Annotated in this window: 15 protein-coding genes, 1 pseudogene and 1 riboswitch; of the genes and pseudogenes, 7 read left to right on the top strand and 9 right to left on the bottom strand. The window is 38.0% G+C overall.

Going from position 1 to position 22,222, the window contains the following annotated elements; all coding sequences use genetic code 11:
• Window positions 1-99: 99 nt before the first annotated feature.
• From thrA to DU508_RS08640, 4 genes are all read left to right on the top strand, one after another.
• Complete coding sequence (thrA, locus tag DU508_RS08655) at window positions 100-2,550, top strand: bifunctional aspartate kinase/homoserine dehydrogenase I (protein ID WP_115402409.1); 2,451 nt, start codon at window positions 100-102, stop codon at window positions 2,548-2,550.
• A 101-nt stretch (window positions 2,551-2,651) separates the two neighbouring features.
• On the top strand, window positions 2,652-3,647 hold the full coding sequence (locus tag DU508_RS08650) for a homoserine kinase (RefSeq protein ID WP_233509433.1): 996 nt from the start codon (window positions 2,652-2,654) through the stop codon (window positions 3,645-3,647).
• An 82-nt stretch (window positions 3,648-3,729) separates the two neighbouring features.
• Entirely contained in the window at window positions 3,730-5,037 is a 1,308-nt protein-coding gene (gene thrC / locus DU508_RS08645) for a threonine synthase (protein WP_115402408.1), read from the top strand.
• A gap of 146 nt (window positions 5,038-5,183) precedes the next feature.
• Window positions 5,184-5,654 carry an REP-associated tyrosine transposase gene (locus DU508_RS08640; protein ID WP_199562675.1) on the top strand — a complete coding sequence of 157 codons (471 nt, stop codon included), beginning with the start codon at window positions 5,184-5,186 and terminating at the stop codon, window positions 5,652-5,654.
• A gap of 203 nt (window positions 5,655-5,857) precedes the next feature.
• Here DU508_RS08640 and DU508_RS08635 read toward each other — a convergent pair whose 3' ends face one another.
• The 8 genes from DU508_RS08635 to murQ all read right to left on the bottom strand — a co-directional run bounded on the left by DU508_RS08635 (window position 5,858) and on the right by murQ (window position 17,070).
• Window positions 5,858-7,381 (bottom strand): glycoside hydrolase family 10 protein, encoded by a 1,524-nt coding sequence (locus DU508_RS08635; RefSeq protein ID WP_115402407.1) that lies wholly within the window; start codon window positions 7,379-7,381, stop codon window positions 5,858-5,860.
• A 661-nt stretch (window positions 7,382-8,042) separates the two neighbouring features.
• Window positions 8,043-8,462: a tail fiber domain-containing protein gene (locus DU508_RS08630; RefSeq protein ID WP_115402406.1), complete on the bottom strand. Its 420-nt coding sequence runs from the start codon at window positions 8,460-8,462 to the stop codon at window positions 8,043-8,045.
• A 162-nt stretch (window positions 8,463-8,624) separates the two neighbouring features.
• The gene (locus DU508_RS08625) at window positions 8,625-8,927 is read right to left on the bottom strand and encodes a hypothetical protein (protein ID WP_115402405.1); all 303 of its coding nucleotides are present in this window, start codon (window positions 8,925-8,927) and stop codon (window positions 8,625-8,627) included.
• Window positions 8,928-9,125: 198 nt separating this feature from the next.
• Window positions 9,126-10,079 carry a methylenetetrahydrofolate reductase gene (locus tag DU508_RS08620; RefSeq protein WP_115402730.1) on the bottom strand — a complete coding sequence of 318 codons (954 nt, stop codon included), beginning with the start codon at window positions 10,077-10,079 and terminating at the stop codon, window positions 9,126-9,128.
• 129 nt (window positions 10,080-10,208) lie between these two features.
• Window positions 10,209-14,405 (bottom strand): methionine synthase, encoded by a 4,197-nt coding sequence (gene metH, locus DU508_RS08615; protein ID WP_115402404.1) that lies wholly within the window; start codon window positions 14,403-14,405, stop codon window positions 10,209-10,211.
• 178 nt (window positions 14,406-14,583) lie between these two features.
• A riboswitch (SAM riboswitch) is annotated at window positions 14,584-14,686 on the bottom strand.
• A gap of 156 nt (window positions 14,687-14,842) precedes the next feature.
• The gene (locus DU508_RS08610; RefSeq protein ID WP_115402403.1) at window positions 14,843-15,598 is read right to left on the bottom strand and encodes a Bax inhibitor-1/YccA family protein; all 756 of its coding nucleotides are present in this window, start codon (window positions 15,596-15,598) and stop codon (window positions 14,843-14,845) included.
• A 36-nt stretch (window positions 15,599-15,634) separates the two neighbouring features.
• Window positions 15,635-16,201: a hypothetical protein gene (locus DU508_RS08605; protein WP_115402402.1), complete on the bottom strand. Its 567-nt coding sequence runs from the start codon at window positions 16,199-16,201 to the stop codon at window positions 15,635-15,637.
• A 53-nt stretch (window positions 16,202-16,254) separates the two neighbouring features.
• The gene (murQ, locus tag DU508_RS08600) at window positions 16,255-17,070 is read right to left on the bottom strand and encodes an N-acetylmuramic acid 6-phosphate etherase (RefSeq protein ID WP_115402401.1); all 816 of its coding nucleotides are present in this window, start codon (window positions 17,068-17,070) and stop codon (window positions 16,255-16,257) included.
• Window positions 17,071-17,260: 190 nt separating this feature from the next.
• On the opposite strand from murQ, the gene DU508_RS08595 reads away from it, so the two are divergent.
• From DU508_RS08595 to blaB1PEDO, 3 genes and pseudogenes are all read left to right on the top strand, one after another.
• Complete coding sequence (locus DU508_RS08595) at window positions 17,261-18,868, top strand: S41 family peptidase (RefSeq protein WP_115402400.1); 1,608 nt, start codon at window positions 17,261-17,263, stop codon at window positions 18,866-18,868.
• 155 nt (window positions 18,869-19,023) lie between these two features.
• Window positions 19,024-19,530 carry a GNAT family N-acetyltransferase gene (locus DU508_RS08590; protein ID WP_115402399.1) on the top strand — a complete coding sequence of 169 codons (507 nt, stop codon included), beginning with the start codon at window positions 19,024-19,026 and terminating at the stop codon, window positions 19,528-19,530.
• Window positions 19,531-19,558: 28 nt separating this feature from the next.
• A pseudogene (gene blaB1PEDO, locus DU508_RS08585) lies at window positions 19,559-20,316 on the top strand (PEDO-3 family subclass B1 metallo-beta-lactamase).
• 62 nt (window positions 20,317-20,378) lie between these two features.
• Here blaB1PEDO and DU508_RS08580 read toward each other — a convergent pair.
• Window positions 20,379-20,888, bottom strand: coding sequence for a GNAT family N-acetyltransferase (locus DU508_RS08580; protein ID WP_115402398.1), 510 nt, complete (start codon window positions 20,886-20,888; stop codon window positions 20,379-20,381).
• Between the last annotated feature and the right edge of the window lie 1,334 nt (window positions 20,889-22,222).

Genomic DNA, 22,222 nt, shown 5'->3' with positions numbered 1-22,222 from the left:
CTTTTTTTTTAAACCCAAACTAAATGAAGCCCCAAGAGCTGACCATCTTTAAATTTTTAAAGGCTCTTGAACCCAGTTTAGTTAAAACCATATAAACTAATGAAAGTATTAAAATTCGGCGGCACATCCGTAGGTTCGGCCGAGAACATTAAAACGCTGCTAAACATAGTGGCAAAAGAAAAATCACAGCACAATCCGGTAGTTGTATTATCGGCAATGAGTGGCGTAACCAATTTGCTAACCGACATGGCTGAAAGTGCTGAACGTGGCGAAGATTACGATACCTCTTTAAAAGAAATTGAGGCCAAACATTTTGCGGTTATCCGTTCGCTTTTACCAGCGGCGGCACAAAACCCGGTGTTTACCAGGCTAAAAATCTTCTTTAATGAACTGGAAGATTTATTGCAGGCCGTTACCAACCTGCGTGAGCTAAGTTTGCAAACCAAAGACCAGATTTTGAGCTATGGTGAACGTTGTTCAACCTTTATGATTGCACACATCGCCTCACAACAATTTGCCGAAGCGTTATATGTAAATGGTTCTGAATTGATTAAAACCGATAGTAATTTCGGACAAGCAAAGGTTGACACCAAACTAACAGAAATATTGATCAACAACTTCTATCAGACAAATAAAAGCAAGGTACTTTTTGTTACAGGCTTTGTTGCGAGCAATGCGGCAGGCAGGGTTACAACTTTAGGTCGTGGTGGTTCTGATTATACCGCAGCGGTTTGGGGCGCGGCATTGAATGCTGAGGAAATCCAAATCTGGACTGATGTGAACGGCATGATGACCGCCGATCCCCGGATCGTTAAAAAGGCATTTTCTTTACCTGAATTGAGCTATACCGAGGCAATGGAGTTGAGTTATTTCGGAGCGAAAGTGATTTATCCGCCAACGATGATCCCAGCTTTCATGAAGAAAATTCCAATTGTGATCAAAAATACTTTCAAGCCTGATTTCGCAGGAACTTATATAAAAAGCGATGTAAGGGCATCGAGCTTACCAATAAAAGGAATTTCTTCCATCGATCACATCAGCATCATTAACCTAACCGGTAGTGGGATGGTTGGCAAGGCTGGTTTCAGTGGCAGGTTATTTTCTCTGCTTTCCCGTGAGCAGATTAACGTGGTGTTGATTACTCAATCATCGTCGGAGCACAGCATCACTTTTGCAGTTAAACCTACTGATGCATCGCAAGCCATCGCTTTAATTAAAAAGGAATTTGAACTGGAACTGGATGCAAAAAAACTGGAGCTTCCGGAAGTTGAAAACAATTTGGCAGTTCTGGCTATTGTTGGCGAAAACATGAAACACACACCGGGCATGAGCGGAAGATTATTTAACGCTTTGGGTAGAAATGGTATTAACGTCAGGGCGATTGCACAGGGTTCATCAGAATATAATATTTCAGTAATTATCAGTGCATCTGATTTATCAAAAGCAGTTAATGCGGTTCATGATGCTTTCTTTACTGATTTGAAACGCACCTTGAACATTTTCTGCTTAGGAACCGGAAATATCGGTAAAACATTGTTCAACCAATTGAAAGAGCAAATGCCTTTCCTGGCAGCAAATAACGATTTGCAGGTTAAAGTTGCCGGAATCAGCAATACCCGGAAAATGATTTTCAATCCTGATGGATTGTCGCTTGAAGATTGGGAAGCTGAGTTAAATGCCGATGGTGAACAAGCAGATCTGGCTGGTTTTGTAGCGCGAATGAAAGCGTTGAACTTACCGAATTGTGTATTTGTAGATAATACCGCGGCAGAATCTCCGATTGAGTTTTACCAGGGCATTTTTGAAAGCAGCATTTCTGTGGTTACCTGTAACAAGAAAGGAAATTCTGCAGATTTCGCTCAATACAAATCGTTTAAGGATACCGCCCGCAAATTCGGCGTAGATTTCTATTACGAAACCAATGTAGGGGCGGGTTTGCCAATCATCCGTACACTAAGGGAGTTGATGATGAGTGGTGATAAAGTTGCCCGTATCGAAGCAATTTTATCAGGAACGATTTCTTACATTTTCAACAACTTTAAAGGCAACGCTGGTTTTTACGAAACGGTAAAAGAAGCGCAAGAATTGGGTTATACCGAACCAGATCCACGTGATGATTTGAACGGGAAAGATTTTATGCGCAAAATGCTGATTCTGGCCCGGGATGCGGGTTATCCATTAGAAGCGGCTGATGTGAAAATTGATAACATTTTACCCGAAGCTTGTTTAAATGCTACTTCCGTGGAAGAGTTTTATGCTGAATTACAGAAAAACGCAGCCTACTTTGAAGACTTGAAAAACCAGGCAGCCAATGAAGGAAAGGTTTTACGTTACATTGGCAAACTCGAAAATGGCAATGTAGAAATCAGCTTGCAAATGGTTGATGACAACCATCCTTTTTATATGCTTTCAGGAAGTGACAACATTATATCTTTCACTACCGACAGGTATAAATCCCGTCCGTTAGTAGTAAAAGGTCCTGGTGCAGGCGCTGAGGTTACCGCTGCAGGTGTTTTTGCAGATATTATAAATGTTGGCCAAACTCCCTAGTCCCCTAAAGTGGAATTGAGAACCTATAGCCCAGGGTTTCGACCCTGGAAAAATTAACAGTATAGTCCGGGGTTTCAACCCTGGAAAAAACAGAAAATAAAATGTCAGAGAATATAAATTCAAAAGAAGAAGTTTTGAATCCTGAAAAGCCAAAAGCCCCATTCGGAGGGTTAGAAGTTAGGGTTTTCGCTCCTGCCACTGTAGCTAACGTAGTTTGCGGTTTCGATGTACTTGGTTTTGCAGTAAACGAACCTGGTGATGAAGTTGAAATGCGCTTAACAGATACACCAGGAGTAGTGATCAAAAGCATTACCGGCGATGATGGTAAACTACCGTTAGATGCTTCAAAAAACACAGTAAGTGCTAGCGTTCAGCACTACCTGAAACACATTGATCGTTTGGATGTAGGAGTTGAAATTGAGCTCCATAAAAAAATGCCAATTGGTAGTGGCTTGGGCTCCAGTTCTGCCAGTACAGTTGCGGGTTTATTTGCCATTAACAAACTGATGGGCGATTTATTGACCGCAAAGGAATTGGTTCCTTTTGCCATGAAAGGTGAAGAATTGGCTTGCGGCTATGGTCATGCCGATAATGTTGCACCAGCCATTTTAGGTGGTTTTGTTTTGGTAAGAAGTTACGAACCACTTGATGTAATTTCACTACCGACACCTGTAGGAATGTATGCGGCAATTGTTTATCCTGAAGTTGATGTACCAACAAAAGATGCCCGCCAAATGATTCGCAGCAAGGTGTTTTTAAAAGATGCCGTTACCCAATGGGGAAATGTTGCTGGCTTGGTCAGCGGATTGTTCATGAACGATTTTGACCTCATCGGCCGCAGTATGAAAGATGTTTTGATAGAGCCAACACGTTCCATCTTGATTCCGGGGTTTGAAGAAATGAGAGCCATCGCCATGGAAAACGGTGCGATAGGATTTGGAATTTCTGGTTCCGGTCCATCAGTTTTTGCCTTAACAAAAGATGAAGAAACGGCTAAGAAAATCACTAAAGCGCAGCAACAACATTTACATAAAATTAATATTAACAGCAAAGCCTACGTTTCTTCGGTTAACGCCGAAGGGCCGAGGGTTATGTAAGAAAGGCATAAGGTTTAAGGTAAAAGGCGTAAGGTTAAAGCGCCCAAACCCTAAGCCTTAAACCCTAAACCTTAAACCACCAATGAAACTATATTCAACCAACAATAAAGATTTACGTGTTTCCTTTAAAGAAGCCGTTTTTAACAGCATGCCGCAGGATAGAGGTTTGTATATGCCCGTAGAAATTCCTCAGTTGGATGCTGATTTTATCGAAAACATTGAAAAATATTCTCTACCTGAAATTGCTTACAAAGTAGCCTCAGCTTTATTAAAAGATGAAATCCCTGCTGAGGATTTGAAAGCACTGATTGAAGATGCCATTAATTTTGAAGCACCAGCTGTAAAGCTTGATGACAAAACTTTTGTTTTAGAACTTTTCCACGGGCCATCCTTAGCATTCAAGGATTTTGGCGCTCGCTTTATGAGCCGGGTAATGGCTTATTTCCTGAAAGATGGCGAACAGTTGTTAAATGTTTTAGTCGCAACTTCTGGTGATACCGGCGGCGCTGTAGCATTAGGCTTTTTAGGTGTTCCGAATACCCGGGTCACCATTTTATATCCGGAGGGAAAGGTAAGTCCGATACAGGAGCTGCAATTAACCACTAACGGACAAAACATCAGAGCGATTGAAGTAAAAGGCACATTCGATGATTGCCAGGCTTTAGTGAAGCAAGCTTTTGCAGATGACGAACTGAACGCAAAATTCCGTTTAACTTCTGCTAATTCCATTAATATTTCAAGATTAATTCCGCAAACTTTTTATTATTTCAACTCCTATGCACAGTTGAAAGAAAAAGGCTTTAAGGATGTTATTTTTTCAGTTCCAAGTGGAAATTTTGGAAATATTGGTGCAGGTTTACTCGCTTACAAATTAGGTTTACCAGTTAAGCAATTCATCGCAGCAACCAATGTGAATGATACCGTTCCTCGTTTCTTAGAAACAGGGATTTACGAAACTAAACCGTCAACTCAAACTTATTCAAATGCCATGGATGTTGGTGCGCCCAGCAATTGGGTTCGCATTATGGATTTATTTAATGGCGATGTGGAAGCTTTAAAAAAGGTGGTTACTTCTTATCGTTTCAATGATGAAGAAACATTAGCAGGCATCAAAGAAATTGACGCTAAATTTGATTATGTTGCTTGTCCGCATACTGCGATTGCATATTTAGCTATTGAGCAATTCAGGAAAGAAAACCCGGAAGATGAAAGCGCTGCTGTATTTTTATCTACAGCACATGCCTGCAAATTTCCTGATATTTTCCCGGAAGATATTGCCGCAAAAATTGAAATTCCTGATCAGGTTACCGCGTTGGAAAGCAAACCAAAACATGCTGACCAATTAGACGTGGATTTTGAAGGATTTAAAAGTTATCTGTTGGACGCTTAATGGATCAAAGGTCGGGATTACAAATCCCGACCAACAAAACGACCAACAATGCTAGTCGGGATTTATAACAATGCTAGTCGGGACTTATAATCCCGACTTAAGAGCTAAGGATTTTTAATCCTCATTATAATATCTTAAATTTATCAATGGGGTTTAAATATAAAGTTGCCAATGACAACGGTATCTATTTTATCACAACAACCGTTGTAGGCTGGATCGATGCTTTCACTCGAAAAGAACTTGCGTCAGTAATCATTGAAAGCATTAAATATTGCCAAAAAGAAAAAGGATTAAATGTTTATTCCTGGTGTTTAATGCCAAGTCATCTCCACATGATTATAAGTGCAGAAGAAGGTAAAAATTTATCTGACATCATGAGAGACTTTAAAAAATTTACATCTAAAAAGATTATAAAAACAATAAAAGAGATTAATGAAAGCCGGGATTGGTTATTGGATAAATTTTCTTTTGCAGCAAGAATAAATACTAAAACAGAGGAATTTAAATTTTGGCAAGATGGCTTTCATCCCATTGCTCTTTATTCGAATGAGTTTAAGGATCAAAAATTAAATTACATTCATGACAATCCTGTTGAGGCTGGCATCGTTTCAGAATGAACATTATAATTTAAGTTCGGCATCGAATTATAGTGGAGGATTGGGATTGATAGAAGTTGTGTATTTATAACTTCAAAATTAATTGTCGATTTTGTATTTAGTAATAAAGTGGATTTGAAATCCACAACTCAATGGTCGGGATTGCAAATCCCGACCAACAAAACGAACAATGCTAGTCGGGATTTATAGTCCCGACTTAAGAGCTAAGGATTTTCAATCCTTTCTGCAACATTAACCACTTCCATAACACTTTCATTACCTGTCCTGTCAATTGCAGTAACAGCTATTCCCTGCAAATTTTGTTTAATTAATTTTGCAGCATCAGCAAATCCATACTTTGGCACGAGCAAAAATCTGCTTTTATAATTTAAAATGGTATAATTCCATTTACCGCCATAATTGGTGTAAACAATATATTTAAAGTCATCACGCTTATTTGCTGGCTTCCATTTAATATATAAATCAGCTGCTCTGTCTTCAGTATCTACTTTTGGCGACAAAGGTTTTTCATTATCTAACCATGGAGATGCAGGAACCAATGCTTCATTTTTATATGGGCCTTTCAATAAATCATTACGCAAACTCTCGTGGGTGGTTAATGCGGCGATACTCCAATGTGCCGCCCCCGGCGATTTCGGTAAAATACCACGGGTAATCATAATTTGGTTAATAATTTCATCACTATTTTTTTCTCCGCCGCCTATGCCGCTATTCATTCCCGGCCACAAATGCCTTTGTTTAATATTTTCAGATTGCCACCAGCCCAATAACACCGGGAAACTTTGTGGAATGTTATTTACCTGCCAATATAACTGAGGCATGAAATAATCAATCCAACCTTCATTAAGCCAAAGTTTAGCATCGGCATATAGTTTATCATATTGATCAAATCCTTTAATCGATTCCGGAAATCCTGGCCGCCAAATTCCAAACGGACTAATACCGAATTTTACATATTTCTTCTCATCTTTTATGATTTTATAAACCCTTTGGATAAAAACATTCACTTGTTCTCTGCGCCAATCGCCACGAGATAATTGCCCGCCATTTTTTTGATATTCAGCGTAACTATCTGCATCAGGAAAATCTTCTCCCCCGTTGTATTCTGCATAAGGATAAAAATAGTCATCAAAATGAACACCATCTATATCATAACGTTTAACAATATCTTTAACCACTTCAGCAGATAAATCCTGAGTTCCTTTTTTAGCCGGATCAAACCACCAGTAGCCCTGTTTCAGCTTATAAACCAATTCTGGATGTTTCTTTACCACCGAAGATTCAGATGGTTGTCCGCCAGAAATATGATGGGCCCTGTAAGGATTTAACCATACATGTAATTCCAAACCACGTTCATGAGCGGCTTCTACCCAAAACTCAAGTGGATCATAAAAAGGTTTTGGAGCCTGTCCCTGAACACCACTGAGAAAATAAGACCAGGGCTCAAGCTTACTTTTATACAAGGCATCAGCTTGCGGACGAACTTGAAAAATAACGGCATTAAAGTTATTTTTCTTTAGCATATCCAGCAATGCAATTGCCTCATCCTGCTGTTGTTGGACTGATAATCCAGGTTTACTTGGCCAATTAATATTTGCTACTGTTGCAACCCAGGCTGCTCTAAATTCTCTTTCAGGCTTTGGAACTTGGGACGTAACCGTTTGCGCTATCGAATAAAACAGACTTGAACTTAAAAATAATAATGTGAGGAGAAATTTATGAAACATAAAACAAGATTAAGAAATAAACATAATCCATTTAAATTTATCCTGCATGAATTATCTTAAATATTTTACGAATGATGCAGGCCTTAATTTGAACTTTCTCTATAACATTGGATGGGAAACTACGATTACTCACTATGTGCATTCCGGATAAGAGATCATGACACCTGAGAGGGTAACATTATCCTGATGTTGAACTTACCCGGAACTCAGGTTAACTTAAGGAGAAAACAAAAAATAATTGTCAATCCTGAAGATATTCAAAGGATAAATTCTTTTTTCCCGTTCATAGAAAGATGTTCGACTACGCTACCATTGATGTGTTTTTGTAACTTACTTTAATCATAGTTTTTAACTTAAGTTTTAAAGAAAAAACATCCCGCAGATTTAAGAAGGTTACGTGAATTTTATTTTTATCTGCGTAATCAGCAGCATCTGCGGGAAATCTCTGAAGAATCTCAACGTCAGACTAACAGCAATTGTCTTAACTTAATAACATTAGATTCCCACCTGCCTAAGAAAGCGAGAGAACCTGCATTTGTTGTAAGCCAGTTCGATTTTCAAAATTTGTTAACTCTTTTATATTGCTGTTCCGTAGTCAAAATTCAAAAAGATATTTATCCATTAAAGAAAAAGGCTGGATGATTAATTCCAGCCTTTAAAACTATTTAGCTCCCTGTGATTTTAATGATCGAATCTCTCGCCTTAACTCATCAATTTGTTGTTGTTGCTCTTTAATACTACCAACCAACAATGGAATTAAACTTTCGTAATCTACTTTGGTCAGGGTTGCCGATCGATAGGCATTTTTGCCAACAGTATAATCTTTAGCCTGAATTGTAACCACACTTGGTACTGCAGATTTTGCATCGGCTCCAACAAAACCATATTGTGAGGTAGCAGGTAATCTTAATTTTTCTGCCCAGGTTTTATCGTAATTAAAACTAACTGGCTGTAATTTAGAAACCATTTCTAAAGAATTATTCACTGGTTTTACATTGGTTTGCGCAACTTCCTGTGCGCTGATTTTTAAAGATGCGGATATTAAAAATACCGCAAAAGAAAATGAAATTGCTCGTTTCATATTATTATAAATTTTGAGTGGTAAAATGAATTAGATATATACTTTAGTGTAGGATTGCTTCGTGCCTTGCGATGACGGCCTCCTCCTGTTATTACGGGGTACGAAGCAATCTTAATGCAAGGGGCATTTAAAAACCCTTTTAAACGATAAATTACTTCAAAGTTATAAGGAAGGCGGTGGTGTTAAAATTTCAGGATAATAAGGCGAAGTAAAAAGATTTTTCGGCAATATAATTTTAACAGCGAACTGAATGGGCGATTTTAAATTTTGATAGCAAAGAAAATAATCATCAAAATATTCTGCTTCAATTTTCTTTTCTTCCTTTTCGGTAGCATCATCGTTTGATGAAACATTTTCAATATCAACTGTAGAATAACTTAAATACGATGACGCATTACCAACTTTCAGAAACAAGGTAAGGGCAATGCAAAGAATCAATATATATTTAAAACTGCTAGACTTCATTTAGTTACAAATATAAGTTTGTATACTTTTAAAACATACATTTTAACGTTAAAGTTCTGTAAATTAAAAATCTGTTATCGCTAAAAGTTAAATTTTAAGGGAGTTAAATTGTATGGTTCGCAGACATGAATCAGGGCATCAGGCCGAGGTACTTGTTTTCACGAACCGCAGTTAAAAAACAATGGATTTTTGAACCGTTTAAAATATTGCTCTGGCAATTTTTTTAGTTTGCTCCGGTCTGCCCATAGTATAAAAATGAAGAACAGGTGCTCCAAAATCAATAAGTTCTTTACATTGTTTAATCATGGCTTCAGTTCCTATCTCTTTTGCTTCAGCATTGGTTTTTGCATAAGATAATGCATCTGTTAATTCATCTGGCAAATCAATATGGAAGACCTTAGGAAGAACCGTTAATTGAGTAAGTGTGCTAATGGGTTTTAAACCTGGTATAATGGGCACATTAATATCGTTTTCTCTACATTTTTTAACAAAATCAAAATATTTCTGATTATCGAAAAACATCTGGGTCACGATAAATTCTGCTCCCATCTCAACTTTCTTCTTCAGATATTTAAAATCGGAGTTTAAATTTGGTGCCTCGAAATGTTTTTCCGGATATCCGGCAACACCAATGCAAAAATCACTTTTAAATGTTTCCACATCTTCATGAAGAAATTTGCCCTCGTTATGGTTTTTGATATGTTGAATTAAATCCGTTGCATAACAATGACCGCCTTTAGTTGGCACGAAAGAATGATCGGCTGCACGGGCATCGCCACGTAATGCCAATACATTATCAATGCCTAAAAATTGCAAATCGATTAATGCATTTTCAGTTTCTTCTTTGGTAAAGCCACCACAAATTAAGTGCGGAACAGCATCAATTTTATATTTGTGGATGATGGCAGCACAAATGGCAATGGTTCCCGGGCGTTTACGATAAGAAACCTTTTGCAGCAAACCATTTTCCTGTTCCTTATAAATATAATCTTCCCTTAAAGAGGTAACATCAATAAAAGGTGGATTAAACTCCAGCAAAGGATCAATAGCATCATAAATCCACTGAATGCTTTGGCCTTTAATAGGAGGCAGAAGTTCAAAAGAGAATAAGGTTTTACCCTTAGCGTTTTTTATATGGTCTGTAATTTTCATAACCGTGTTTAATCTGTTATGCCGAGGCATTAAGCACTCCAGCATTTTCTGGTTTGATGACTGCCGGCTTCAAATATTTGTTTTTACCCCGAAATGCTTCGTTCCCTCAGGATGACAAAGCGACAATTGTTAATAAGCTAAATTCGGGCTAAGCCATCTTTCCACTTCTTCAATCGACATATCCTTACGAATGGCATAATCTTCTATTTGATCTTTCGTTATTTTTCCCAAACCAAAATACCTTGATTCCGGATGAGCAAAATAAAATCCGCTTACTGCTGCTGTTGGGTACATGGCGTAACTCTCAGTCAGGCGCAGTCCAATTTTATTTTCAGCATCAAGCAAAGCAAACAAAGTACCTTTTTCGGTATGTTCAGGACAAGCCGGATAGCCTGGCGCAGGACGAATACCAGCATATTCTTCTTTAATTAACTGTTGATTACTTAAGCTTTCATTTTTAGCATAACCCCAATATTCTTTACGTACACGTTCATGCATCCGTTCTGCAAAAGCTTCTGCTAAACGGTCGGCCAATGCTTTGGCCATTATGCTGTTATAATCATCATGGTTAGCTTCAAATTCGGCCACCAGTTCATCGATGCCGATACCTGCCGTTAAGGCAAAACCACCAAAATAATCCTGAATTCCACTTTCTTTTGGAGCAATGAAATCTGATAAAGCATAATAGGGCTGCCCATCTACCTTTTCAGCTTGCTGACGGAGCGTGTGGATTTTAACTAGTTTGGAGTTTTCAGTTGCCAGTTTGGAGTTTGGAGTTTGGAGTTTGGAGTCGCATTCCAGACTTCCGACTTCCGACTCCTGACTTCCGACTTCTAAAACAATATCGTCTCCAACCGCATTCGCTGGCCAGAAACCAATAACTGCCCTTGCTGTTAATAATTTCTCATCCAGAATACGTTTCAACAATGCTTGTGCATCATCGAAAAGTTTCTTTGCTTCATCTCCAACATTTTTATCATCAAATATTTTAGGATAACTGCCGCGAAGCTCCCATGTATGAAAAAAAGGTGTCCAGTCGATATAAGGAACTAATTCTTCTAACGGATAATGATCAAAAACCCTTGTTCCCGTAAATTCAGGAACGGGAAGATCTGATTTAAAATCTATCTTAAATTTATTTTCACGAGCTTCTTCAAGTGTCTTGAAACGCTTATCAGAACGCTTGTTTAAATGGGCTTCCCGTGCTTTATCATATTCAGCTCTGATGCCGGCAACATAAGCATCTTTCGTTTCGGGATTCATTAAGGTGCTGCAAACAGTAACACTTCTGGAAGCATCCAAAACATGAATGGTAGGGCCAGAATAATTTGGCGCCACTTTAACAGCTGCATGAATACGTGATGTTGTTGCGCCACCAAGAATTAAAGGAATAGTAAAACCTTCGCGCTCCATTTCTTTGGCAAAGTGAACCATTTCATCCAGTGATGGGGTAATTAATCCACTTAAGCCAATAATATCGGCATTAATTTCTTTTGCTTTTTTAATGATGTCCTGTGCAGGAACCATTACTCCCATATCCACAATTTCGAAATTATTACAAGCCAAAACAACGCCTACGATATTTTTTCCAATATCATGTACATCGCCTTTAACGGTGGCCATAAGAATACGTCCGGCCCCTCTCTCACTCTCCCCCAAGGGGAGAGAATTGGCTTCTGCTTCTATTTCTTTTGATGCTTTTATTGACGGTAATTCGTTAAGCCTATCCAAAATTCTATTCAAAACAGCATCTATATTGCCAATAATTTCTTCGTTTTTAAAACGAAGCACCGAATATCCCTTTTCTTCAAACCATTGCGTACGGTTTTCATCTGATAATATATTATCAGGCAGTTGATGAATCAAACCATCAATTTCGATAATCAATTTTCTATCTAAACAAACAAAGTCGGTTATAAATTGCCCAATAATATGTTGTTGTCTAAATTTATAGCCTTCTAATTTTTTTGATTTTATTAATGTCCAAACTATTCTTTCTGCCTCAGTTGGGTTGTTTCTATTTTTAAGTGCAAAATCTTTTAATATTGGATATAGAATCGGGTCGGCAGTTTCATAGCCGCCTTGCACTCCCTTACCTTTGGGAAGGGTTGGGGATGGGCCGTTTTTCTTTTTTTCTTCTGCTATATAAGGCAACAGATAAGCAACTGCCTTCTTCATTACCCTTGCAGATTTTACTACCTGAGGCAGAAACATTTTTCCTGCTCCGAATAAATCTCCAACAATGTTCATTCCATCCATTAAAGGCCCCTCAATAACCTGAATCGGGCGGGCATATTTCTGGCGGGCTTCTTCCACATCATCATCAAGATACTCCACCAAACCTTTTACCAATGAATGCGATAATCTTTCCTCAACCGTTCCCTTTCTCCACTCTTCATCTTTAACAACTTCTTTTCCTTTTGATTTTACCGTATCGGCATATTCAACCAAACGTTCTGTGGCATCATCCCTTCGGTTTAGTAAAACATCTTCTACCCTTTCCAGCAATTCTGGTGGAATTTCCTGATAAACCTCAAGCATTCCGGCATTAACAATTCCCATATCCAAGCCCGCCTGAATGGCATGGTAAAGAAATGCGGAGTGCATTGCCTCACGCACCACATTATTTCCCCTAAAGGAGAAGGAAATATTGGAAACTCCGCCGCTTACTTTTGCATGAGGCAGATTTTCTTTAATCCATCGTGTGGCATTTATAAAATCGACGGCATAGTTATTATGCTCTTCTAATCCGGTAGCAACGGTTAAAATATTTGGATCGAAGATGATATCTTCAGCAGGGAAACCAATTTCATTTACTAAAATATCATAACTTCTTTTACAAATTTCGATTCTGCGTTCGTAATTATCAGCCTGTCCTTGCTCATCAAAAGCCATTACCACTATAGCAGCACCGTATTTCATAACTTTACGGGCACTTTCGCGGAATTTATCCTCTCCTTCTTTTAGCGATATGGAATTCACAATTCCTTTTCCCTGCAAGCATTTCAATCCATTTTCAATAACCGACCATTTGGATGAATCGACCATGATTGGTAATTTGGCTATATCAGGTTCGGATGCAATGAGATTTAAGAATTTGGTCATGGCCGCTTCCGAATCGAGCATACCTTCATCCATGTTCACATCGATGATTTGGGCACCACCCTCAACTTGTTGCAAAGCAACCGCCAACGCAGCTTCATAATCGCCACTTAAAATTAGTTTTGAGAATTTTGGAGATCCGGTGATATTTGTCCTTTCTCCAACGTTTACAAAAATGCTATCAGGTTTAATGGTTACAGGTTCCAAACCGCTTAAACGCATAAAAGGTTCAATAACGGGCAATTTTCTTGGCGAAGCTTTTCTTGCATTTTTTGCTATGCAGCCAATATGATCTGGTGTGGTACCGCAGCAACCACCAACAATATTCACAAACCCTGATTGAATGAAATCATCAACCAGGTGTGCTGTTTCATGGGGTTGTTCATCATAAGCGCCAAACTCATTTGGCAAACCAGCGTTTGGATATGCCGATACGTAACAACCAGCTTTTGCCGCCAATTCCTCAATATGCGGACGCATTTCTTTAGCCCCCAAAGCACAGTTAAAACCAATGCTCAAGGGTTTTGCATGCATTACAGAGTTTAAGAAAGCCTCAGCTGTTTGTCCTGATAAAGTTCTGCCGGAAGCATCAGTTATAGTACCTGAAATCATGATTTCGAGCTTACGACCGATAACTTCCTCATATTTTTTAATGGCAACTATTGCCACTTTTGCATTTAACGTATCGAAAATGGTTTCGATTAAAAGTACATCAGAACCACCATCAACCAGGCCACGAACTTGTTCATAATAGGCCGTTTCCAATTCATCAAAATATACCGCCCTGAAACCAGGATCGTTTACATTTGGAGACATCGATAGTGTACGGTTGGTTGGACCAATTGCACCTGCAACGAAGCATTTGCGATCAGGATTGGCTGCCATGAATTCTGTAGCGGCTTCTTTAGCCACACGGGCACCTTCGTAACTTAACTCATAAGAAAGGTTTTCCATCTGATAATCAGCCATGGAAATTCTTTGGGTGCTAAAAGTGTTGGTTTCAATAATATCGGCACCTGCATTTAAATATTCAAGGTGTATGGCTTTTATGATATCAGGGCGTGTAATGTTAAGCAAATCGTTATTGCCCTTTACATCACAAGGATGATCTTTAAATCGCTCTCCTCTAAAATCCTCTTCGGTTAAAGTATAGCGCTGAATCATGGTACCCATTGCACCATCAATCACCAGAATACGTTTCTCTAATTCTTCTCTTATACTCATTGTTGTTGGTAATTAGTATCAAGCAGCGAGTATCAAGTATCAAGATTTTCCTGACGATTTTGATAAATGCTATTAAAAATGGAGCAAAGTATTAAAACAGTAAATCTTGATACTTAATACTTTATTCTTGATACTCAAAAGGCTTATTTAAAAAGTTGGCACGTTATAGTACTCCTTAAACTTATCTGTTCCTGCTATTTGCAGAATAGAATTTAGCACCTTGTTGGCACAGGTTGCTAAGACTTCGTTGGGTCTAATCCCTCCGTCTTTCTTAATAAGCATACAAAAATGCAACAAAGCAACATCAATTCCAAAAATTATCGCATCGCAACCAAATAAAATTACAAAGGCCATGCAAAACTGCACGGCCTTAAGAATATTGTTTTGTTTTTGTGTTTTAAATTGTAAATCTGATTGGTTAGATTTTTTTCCTGGAATTATTTTCTGCTTCCGAAGATGCGCAGTAAGAAAAGGAAAATGTTTAAGAAATCAAGATATAAAGATAAAGCAGCAACAATTGCCATTTTTTTTGATTCTACCTGAAGAACTTGTTCACCACTCGCTTCAATTCCTTCGCCAATTCTTTTTATTTTTTGTACATCGTAAGCGGTCAATGCAGTAAAAATTGCGATACCGATAAATGCCATAAATAAACTAAACTGCTCACTTTGAACGAACATATTGATTACCATTGCAATTACTAAACCAATCACACCAACCATTAAGATTGGGCCAAACTTGCTCAAATCAATATTAGTTGTATAACCCATAAAAGCCATAATACCGAATATACCTGCTGCACCTGCAAAACAACTCACCACCGAACCTGACGTGTAAGCCAGCAGAATAAAGCTCAAGCTCATCCCCGTTAAAACTGAGTAAAGCACAAATACTCCTACTAATGCAGGCAAGGATAATCTACTTAATCCAAAACCCATTAACAACACTAATCCAAGCGGGGCAAACATAGTCACAAATCCAAAAATTGTTGGTTTATAAATCCCAGTTTCCGGATTTAGCACTCTTAAATAAGTCATTAAACCCTCATTAACTCCAAATAGATAGGCTGCTACAGTTGATAAACTCAGTGCCACAAACATCCATAAGAAAACATTTGCAAAGAATTTTTTAGAAACAGATTTTTCCTGAACGAAAACACTATCTGTATGGTATTGATAATTTTGTTGTTCCATTTTTATTGTGTGTTAAATGATTTTAAAAATAATAATTTAATTTAATCTTTTTGTCAGTAGTTCTTCAACTTTCTTAAAGAACTGTAAAGGTTTAAGGGTTCGCCATGGCATATTATCGAATGCTCCACCAAAGTTGATATAATAATCGATATTGTTATCTCTAAACTCAGCAATAACGTGCTCTTGAAAATTCACACCAACAATCCAACCATCTTCCACTTCCTGAAACCATTCTTCATAATAGCTGTCATCAGAAGAGTGGAAATTTAAAATGTTTTCACCAATAAGGATGAATTTGTTAATGCCTTCATCCATCATTATCTCTAAAATATCCCGCTTCAAAAGCATGATATCATTATTGATCGCATCATTCCATTCGCCAATAAATTCGATAATAGCATAACTCCGATCGTAATCAGCATAAAGCACTTTCATGTAAAGTGTGTTCGATCCAAATTCATCCCACTGCGGGTGTAACAAAAAATTGTAGATCTGCTTATCGAAATAAAGCTCTGAATATTCGGTATTGTAAAATGGCGAACGCTCATCTTCTGCCGAAATATAATCATCTCTCCACTGGTAATAAGGCTCGATTTCGTGCATGGGTATTGTAATTTGTTACGAAAATAGTTTACACAAAATAATGATTCACCAGGTTAATGGTGCTGCTTTTGACCAGCTTCCACCGCTTTTCGAACACTTCCATACTGAGATAACAAATCTGCTGCCTCATCATAATTAATGTTCAATTCATCAGCCACCATTTGCGTACCGCGATCAACTAGTTTATTATTGGTTAACTGCATATCAACCATTTTATTGCCAACCACACGACCTAACTGAACCATTACAGTAGTGCTCAGCATATTTAAAACCAGTTTTTGAGCAGTGCCTGATTTCATACGTGTAGATCCGGTAATAAACTCCGGGCCTACCACTACCTCAACAGGAAAATCAGATTCAGCAGCTATCGGGCCGCCGGTGTTACAAACAATACAGCCTGTTAATACACCATGTTTGCGGGCAGTATTCAGTCCGCCAATTACATAAGGCGTAGTTCCTGATGCGGCTAAGCCAACAAGACAATCTTTTTCATTGATATTATACTCCTGAAGATCTTTCCAGGCTTGTTCGGCATCGTCTTCAGCAAATTCTACTGCTTTTCTAATGGCAGTATCGCCGCCAGCAATAATCCCCACAACCCAATCGAAAGGCACGCCATAAGTCGGCGGACATTCAGATGCATCAACCACCCCTAAACGACCACTCGTTCCTGCACCAATATAAAACAAACGACCACCTTTTTTCATTCTTTCAGCAACTGCTGAAGTTAGTTTTTCTATTTGAGGCAAAGATTTCTCCACTGCATAGGCAACGGTTTTATCTTCGTTATTAATGCCCTGCAAAACCTCCATTACCGACATTTGATCGATATGATTATAGTTAGATTCCTGCTCGGTAATTCTATTCATAAATTTAATTTTGATAAAATTCGGTAAATTCTTTCTAAAAAGCGTGCTAAAATTCCAAAAATATCTCGGCTAAGATTCTGCCGGCAAATTGTCCATGTTAATTTATGTTAAATATTAGAAACAAAAGACACTAAAATGCAGTTAAAAAATATATCAACCCGCTAATTTTCATAAATTTGCAGCAACGCTGATGAAAAAAAATACCCGAAATAATATACTGATTGCAATAAGCTATTCTGTGATTTTAATAGTGGGTATGATTTTGGGTATAAAATTCATCAAAGATCAAGGTTATGGGGTAAAAAGAAGCCCGCAATTAGCCAGCAATAGCGATGGGAAATTAGAAGAAATCCTGCACATCATCAATAAAAACTATGTTGATGACATCAATACCGACTCGCTTCAAAACCTTCCGATAGATAGCGTTTTACATCAACTTGACCCACATAGTGTATACCTGCCCCCAACAGATGCACAAGACATGAGTGATAACTTAGAGGGAAACTTTGAAGGGGTTGGCATAGAATATTACATGCTTAATGATACCATGATGGTAACCGGTGTAGTTAAAGATGGACCTGCTTATCAAGCCGGAATAAAACTTGGCGATAAAATTTTAAGTATTGATTCTGCTGTTGTAAGTGGACGAAACCTGCCAAAAGAGCAACTTACAGGTCGTTTTAGAGGAAAAGCAGGAAGTGGTGTAAGTGTTCTTTTATTACATAGCGGCACCCAGGTTCAAAGCAGAATAATGGTTACCCGCGGTAAAGTTAATATCAGTAGCATTGACGCAGCTTATATGATTAATGCAGAAACAGGTTATGTGAGAATCAGCAAATTTGGTGCGCATACTGATAATGATTTCTCCGTTGCTGCCAACAGTTTAAAGGCAAAAGGAATGAAAAAGCTGATTCTCGATCTTCGTGATAACGGAGGTGGGTATTTTTCTGCAGCCACAGGTTTAGCAGATCAGTTTTTGCCAGAAAACAAATTGATTGTATATACACAGGGCAAACATGAGCCACGCACCGACTATTTTTCTACAGGTACAGGTTCTTTTCAAAATGGGAAACTCGCCATTTTAATAAATGAAAACACGGCCTCTGCAAGTGAGATTGTTGCCGGAGCAATTCAGGATCTGGGAAGGGGGATCATTGTAGGTCGTCGTTCATTTGGAAAAGGTTTAGTTCAGGAACAATTTGCCTTTGGTGACGGTTCGGCGCTAAACCTTACCATAGCCAGGTATTATACTCCATCTGGCCGAAGTATACAAAAATCTTATAAAAAAGGTTACGATGCTTACAAGCACGAATTAGACGACCGAATGATGGATGGTGAACTGACTGGCGACCGTACTTCCTTTCAGGATTCGATTGAAAAAGCCGAAGGTGTAAATATTCTCCCTAACAGAAAAATCAAACCTAGTGGTGGAATTCAACCTGATGTTTTCGTTAAATTGGATACAGTAGGATATAACAAGTTTTATGCGACTCTGGTAAGCAAAAAGATCCTGTCAGATTATGTTTTCAATGTACTTACCAACAAATATAATGCAGGTTTTGTAGAGCAAAACATTAATACTTTTACCTTAGGCGACAACGATTTCAAGGACTTTATAGGCTATATACAGCGTAAGAATGTCCAAATCGATCGTTTTCAACTTTATAATTCGAAAACGATAATACTAAACGATTTAAAGGCGTTACTTTGCCGTTATTATCTTGGAGATGTCGGTTATTACCGATCTGCAAACCAAACTGACAATGCCATAAAACAAGCATTGATTAATCTGCAATAGTACTTCAAACACTGCTGATTGCATAGCCTGGAACAGGTAACTTTAAGAAAGTTTACCCCTATTTTCTCCTCAGGTATATGCAACAAAAACTTGATTTAAAATTCCTTTTATTTTAATCATCAAAATGTATATTCGCCTAATCTCAAAGCTGAAGCATGATAGAAACCGATCGACTTATCTTAAAGCCACTTACACACGATCAATTGTTAAAATACATCAAAGATGATCACTCTCTTGAAAGTGAATTAGGCCTTTTTCCAACCAAAAAAAACATTTCGAAGTCTCTTCATGATGCATTGGAACAAACTATTTTACCCAATGTTTCTGATCAGGATAAGGACTATCGGTACCACACCTTGTGGACGATTATTTCCAAGCCAGATCATAAAATGGTTGGCGATATTTGCTTTGTTGGCGAACCCGATCCCGAAGGAGAAATTGAAATTGGTTATGGAACTTATGAAGAATTTCGTGGCAAGGGTTTTATGACCGAGGCAATAGGTAGAATAATTGAATGGGCAAGAGCACAACCAAAGGTAAAATCAATTTTTGCGGCTACTGAGAAAGATAACGTAGCATCTTACTCCATTTTAGAAAAAAACAATTTTTTGCATGTCGGTGAAGTTGATGATATGCTGAGCTGGAAAATTCAATTAAAATAATTAAGATTGATGATGTTCGTTTAATATCATAAAAGCCGGTCATTACTCTACAAAGCTACTATATGTATATACGTTATCTATTTTTTTGATCTTCCTCTCATTCTATCAGTTTGCTTCTGCACAAAATCCGAAGTTGAAAATTAAACATTTAACGGGCAATCTTTATGTTTATACTTCTTACAATGACTATAAGGGAACATTAACTGATGCAAATGCGATGTATTTAGTAACCAGTAAAGGGGTGGTTGTTATTGATGCACCCTGGGACCCAACGCAGTTTCAACCATTCTTAGATTCCATTCAGGCAAAGCATCATCAAAAGGTGGTGTTAGCCATTGCTACTCATTCACATGCAGATCGTGCTGGTGGAATTGCATTTTTCAGGAGCAAAGGAATAAAAACATATACCAGTAAATTAACGGATGAGATTCTGAAGGAAAACAATGAACCCAGAGCCGAATTCATATTTGCCAATGATACCACTTTTAATGTTGGACAATACCAAATAAAGACTTACTACGCTGGTCAGGGTCATACTAAAGATAATATTGCGATTTGGTTTACCAGGGATAAGGTTTTGTTTGGAGGCTGTTTAGTCAAGAGCACGGAAGCGAAAGACTTAGGCTTCACCGGAGAAGCAAATGTTTTGGAGTGGCCAAATGCGATCAGTAAGTTGAAGGAAAAATTTCCTCAAACCCATTATGTTATGTCATTACAGGGCATCAAGCCTGGGCGAATAGAGATGCTTTGGATCATACTTTGAAACTATTAAAGAAATCCGAATGATTTAACCTCTATCACCCACGTAATAACACCTGCAAATTAGAACGAACTTTATGATCTTTAACTTAAACTACAATCTCAAAAAGACTCAAACTGATTCCTTCATAATGTTTGGGTAAACCTTCCGATTCCTCCATTGTAACAACACCAACATATTCGAAACCACAGCTGGTATAATATGATAAAAGCTTTTCATTATCTGCCCAGGTGTCCATACGGATGTATTTGATTCCATTTTGAGTGGCATATTCTTTTGCCCATTTTATGATTTCTTTCACAAAAGAAAATCCTCTGAAATCGGGATGAGTTACAATCCGGTGGATATAAACAGCATCCTGATCCCGATCTCCCCAAATGAGTTTATCGGAAAAGGTAACGGCAAAAACACAGGCTACTTTTCCATTAACCAGAATTTTATATTGCCGATTTTCAGCAATTTCAGTCTCCACAAGCTCCCTGCTGAAACCCTGCCAATGCTTATTGAATACCTTTTTCTGATGCGCAACGGCCAGATCATAGAAATCAAAAATGGTGTTGATGTCTGACGACTGGCTATTGATGACTTGTATTTCCATAGAAGGTAAAGGTAATAACCCAAGTTCAACAATTAAATGTTGGTGGATATTTTAATTGCGATTTGGATTAGAGCGATTTTCAGTTTTTATTCTTTTTCGCTCCAGACAGATCACATGTTAATGATTTTAAGCTAAATATCCCACAGAGATATATCATGGGCAGAAAAAAATGAATATGTTTTTATTTTCCGTAGGAACATTTGGTGGTTATCACTATATTAATGATTTTGAATGGTATTCCTGACAACATTAAAAATAAATTTCAGCTTGATTTCGGTAGCATGTTAGGGATTTGGAACATGTTAATTTTCATTTCACGATACGTTCCTACGGAACGAAACATTTTATTATTTGTGCTACCGACGAAATGTCCCTATCGGGACATACAAGCCCTATTTTTTTACATTAAACACTTTGACATTAGATCTTATATCTTCCCGAAGTCTGCCTTTCTTATTTTTGTCTGAAATAAATTTGAATAGGTGCTCCTGAAAAATCAATCGTTTAACGAAGAAATGTCCCTATCCGGGAATGCAAACCCTGCTTTTTTACATCAAACACTTTGACGTTAGGCCTTATATCTTCCCGAAGCCTGCCTTTCTTATTTTATCTGAAATAAATTTGAATAGGTGCTCCTGAAAAATCAATCGTTTAACGAAGAAATGTCCCTATCTGGATATGCAAGCCCTATTTTTTACATCAAACACTTTGACGTTAGACCTTATATCTTACCAACGTCTGCCTTTCTTATTTTTGTCTGAAATAAATTTGAATAGGCGCTCCTGAAAGATCAATCGTTTAACGAAGAAATGTCCCTATCCGGGAATGCAAACCCTGCTTTTTTACATCAAACACTTTGACGTTAGGCCTTATATCTTCCCGAAGTCTGCCTTTCTTATTTTTGTCTGAAATAAATTTGAATAGGTGCTCCTGAAAAATCAATCGTTTAACGAAGAAATGTCCCTATCTGGATATGCAAGCCCTGTTTTTTTACATCAAACACTTTGACGTTAGACCTTATATCTTCCCGAAGTCTGCCTTTCTTATTTTTGTCTGAAATAAATTTGAATAGGTGCTCCCGAAAGATCAATCGTTTAACGAAGAAATGTCTCTATTCGGGAATGCAAGCCCTGCTTTTTTTCATCAAACACTTTGACGTTAGGCCTTATATCTTCCCGAAGTCTGCCTTTCTTATTTTTGTCTGAAATAAATTTGAATAGGTGCTCCTGAAAGATCAATCGTTTAACGAAGAAATGTCCCTATCCGGGAATGCAAACCCTGCTTTTTTACATTAAACACTTTGACGTTAGGCCTTATATCTTCCCGAAGCCTGC

The sequence above is a fragment of the Pedobacter chinensis genome (assembly GCF_003339865.1).
Classification (GTDB): Bacteria; Bacteroidota; Bacteroidia; order Sphingobacteriales; family Sphingobacteriaceae; genus Pedobacter; species Pedobacter chinensis.
The sequence above is the reverse complement of the archived record's forward strand: the minus strand, read 5'-3'. Positions and strand labels throughout refer to the sequence as shown.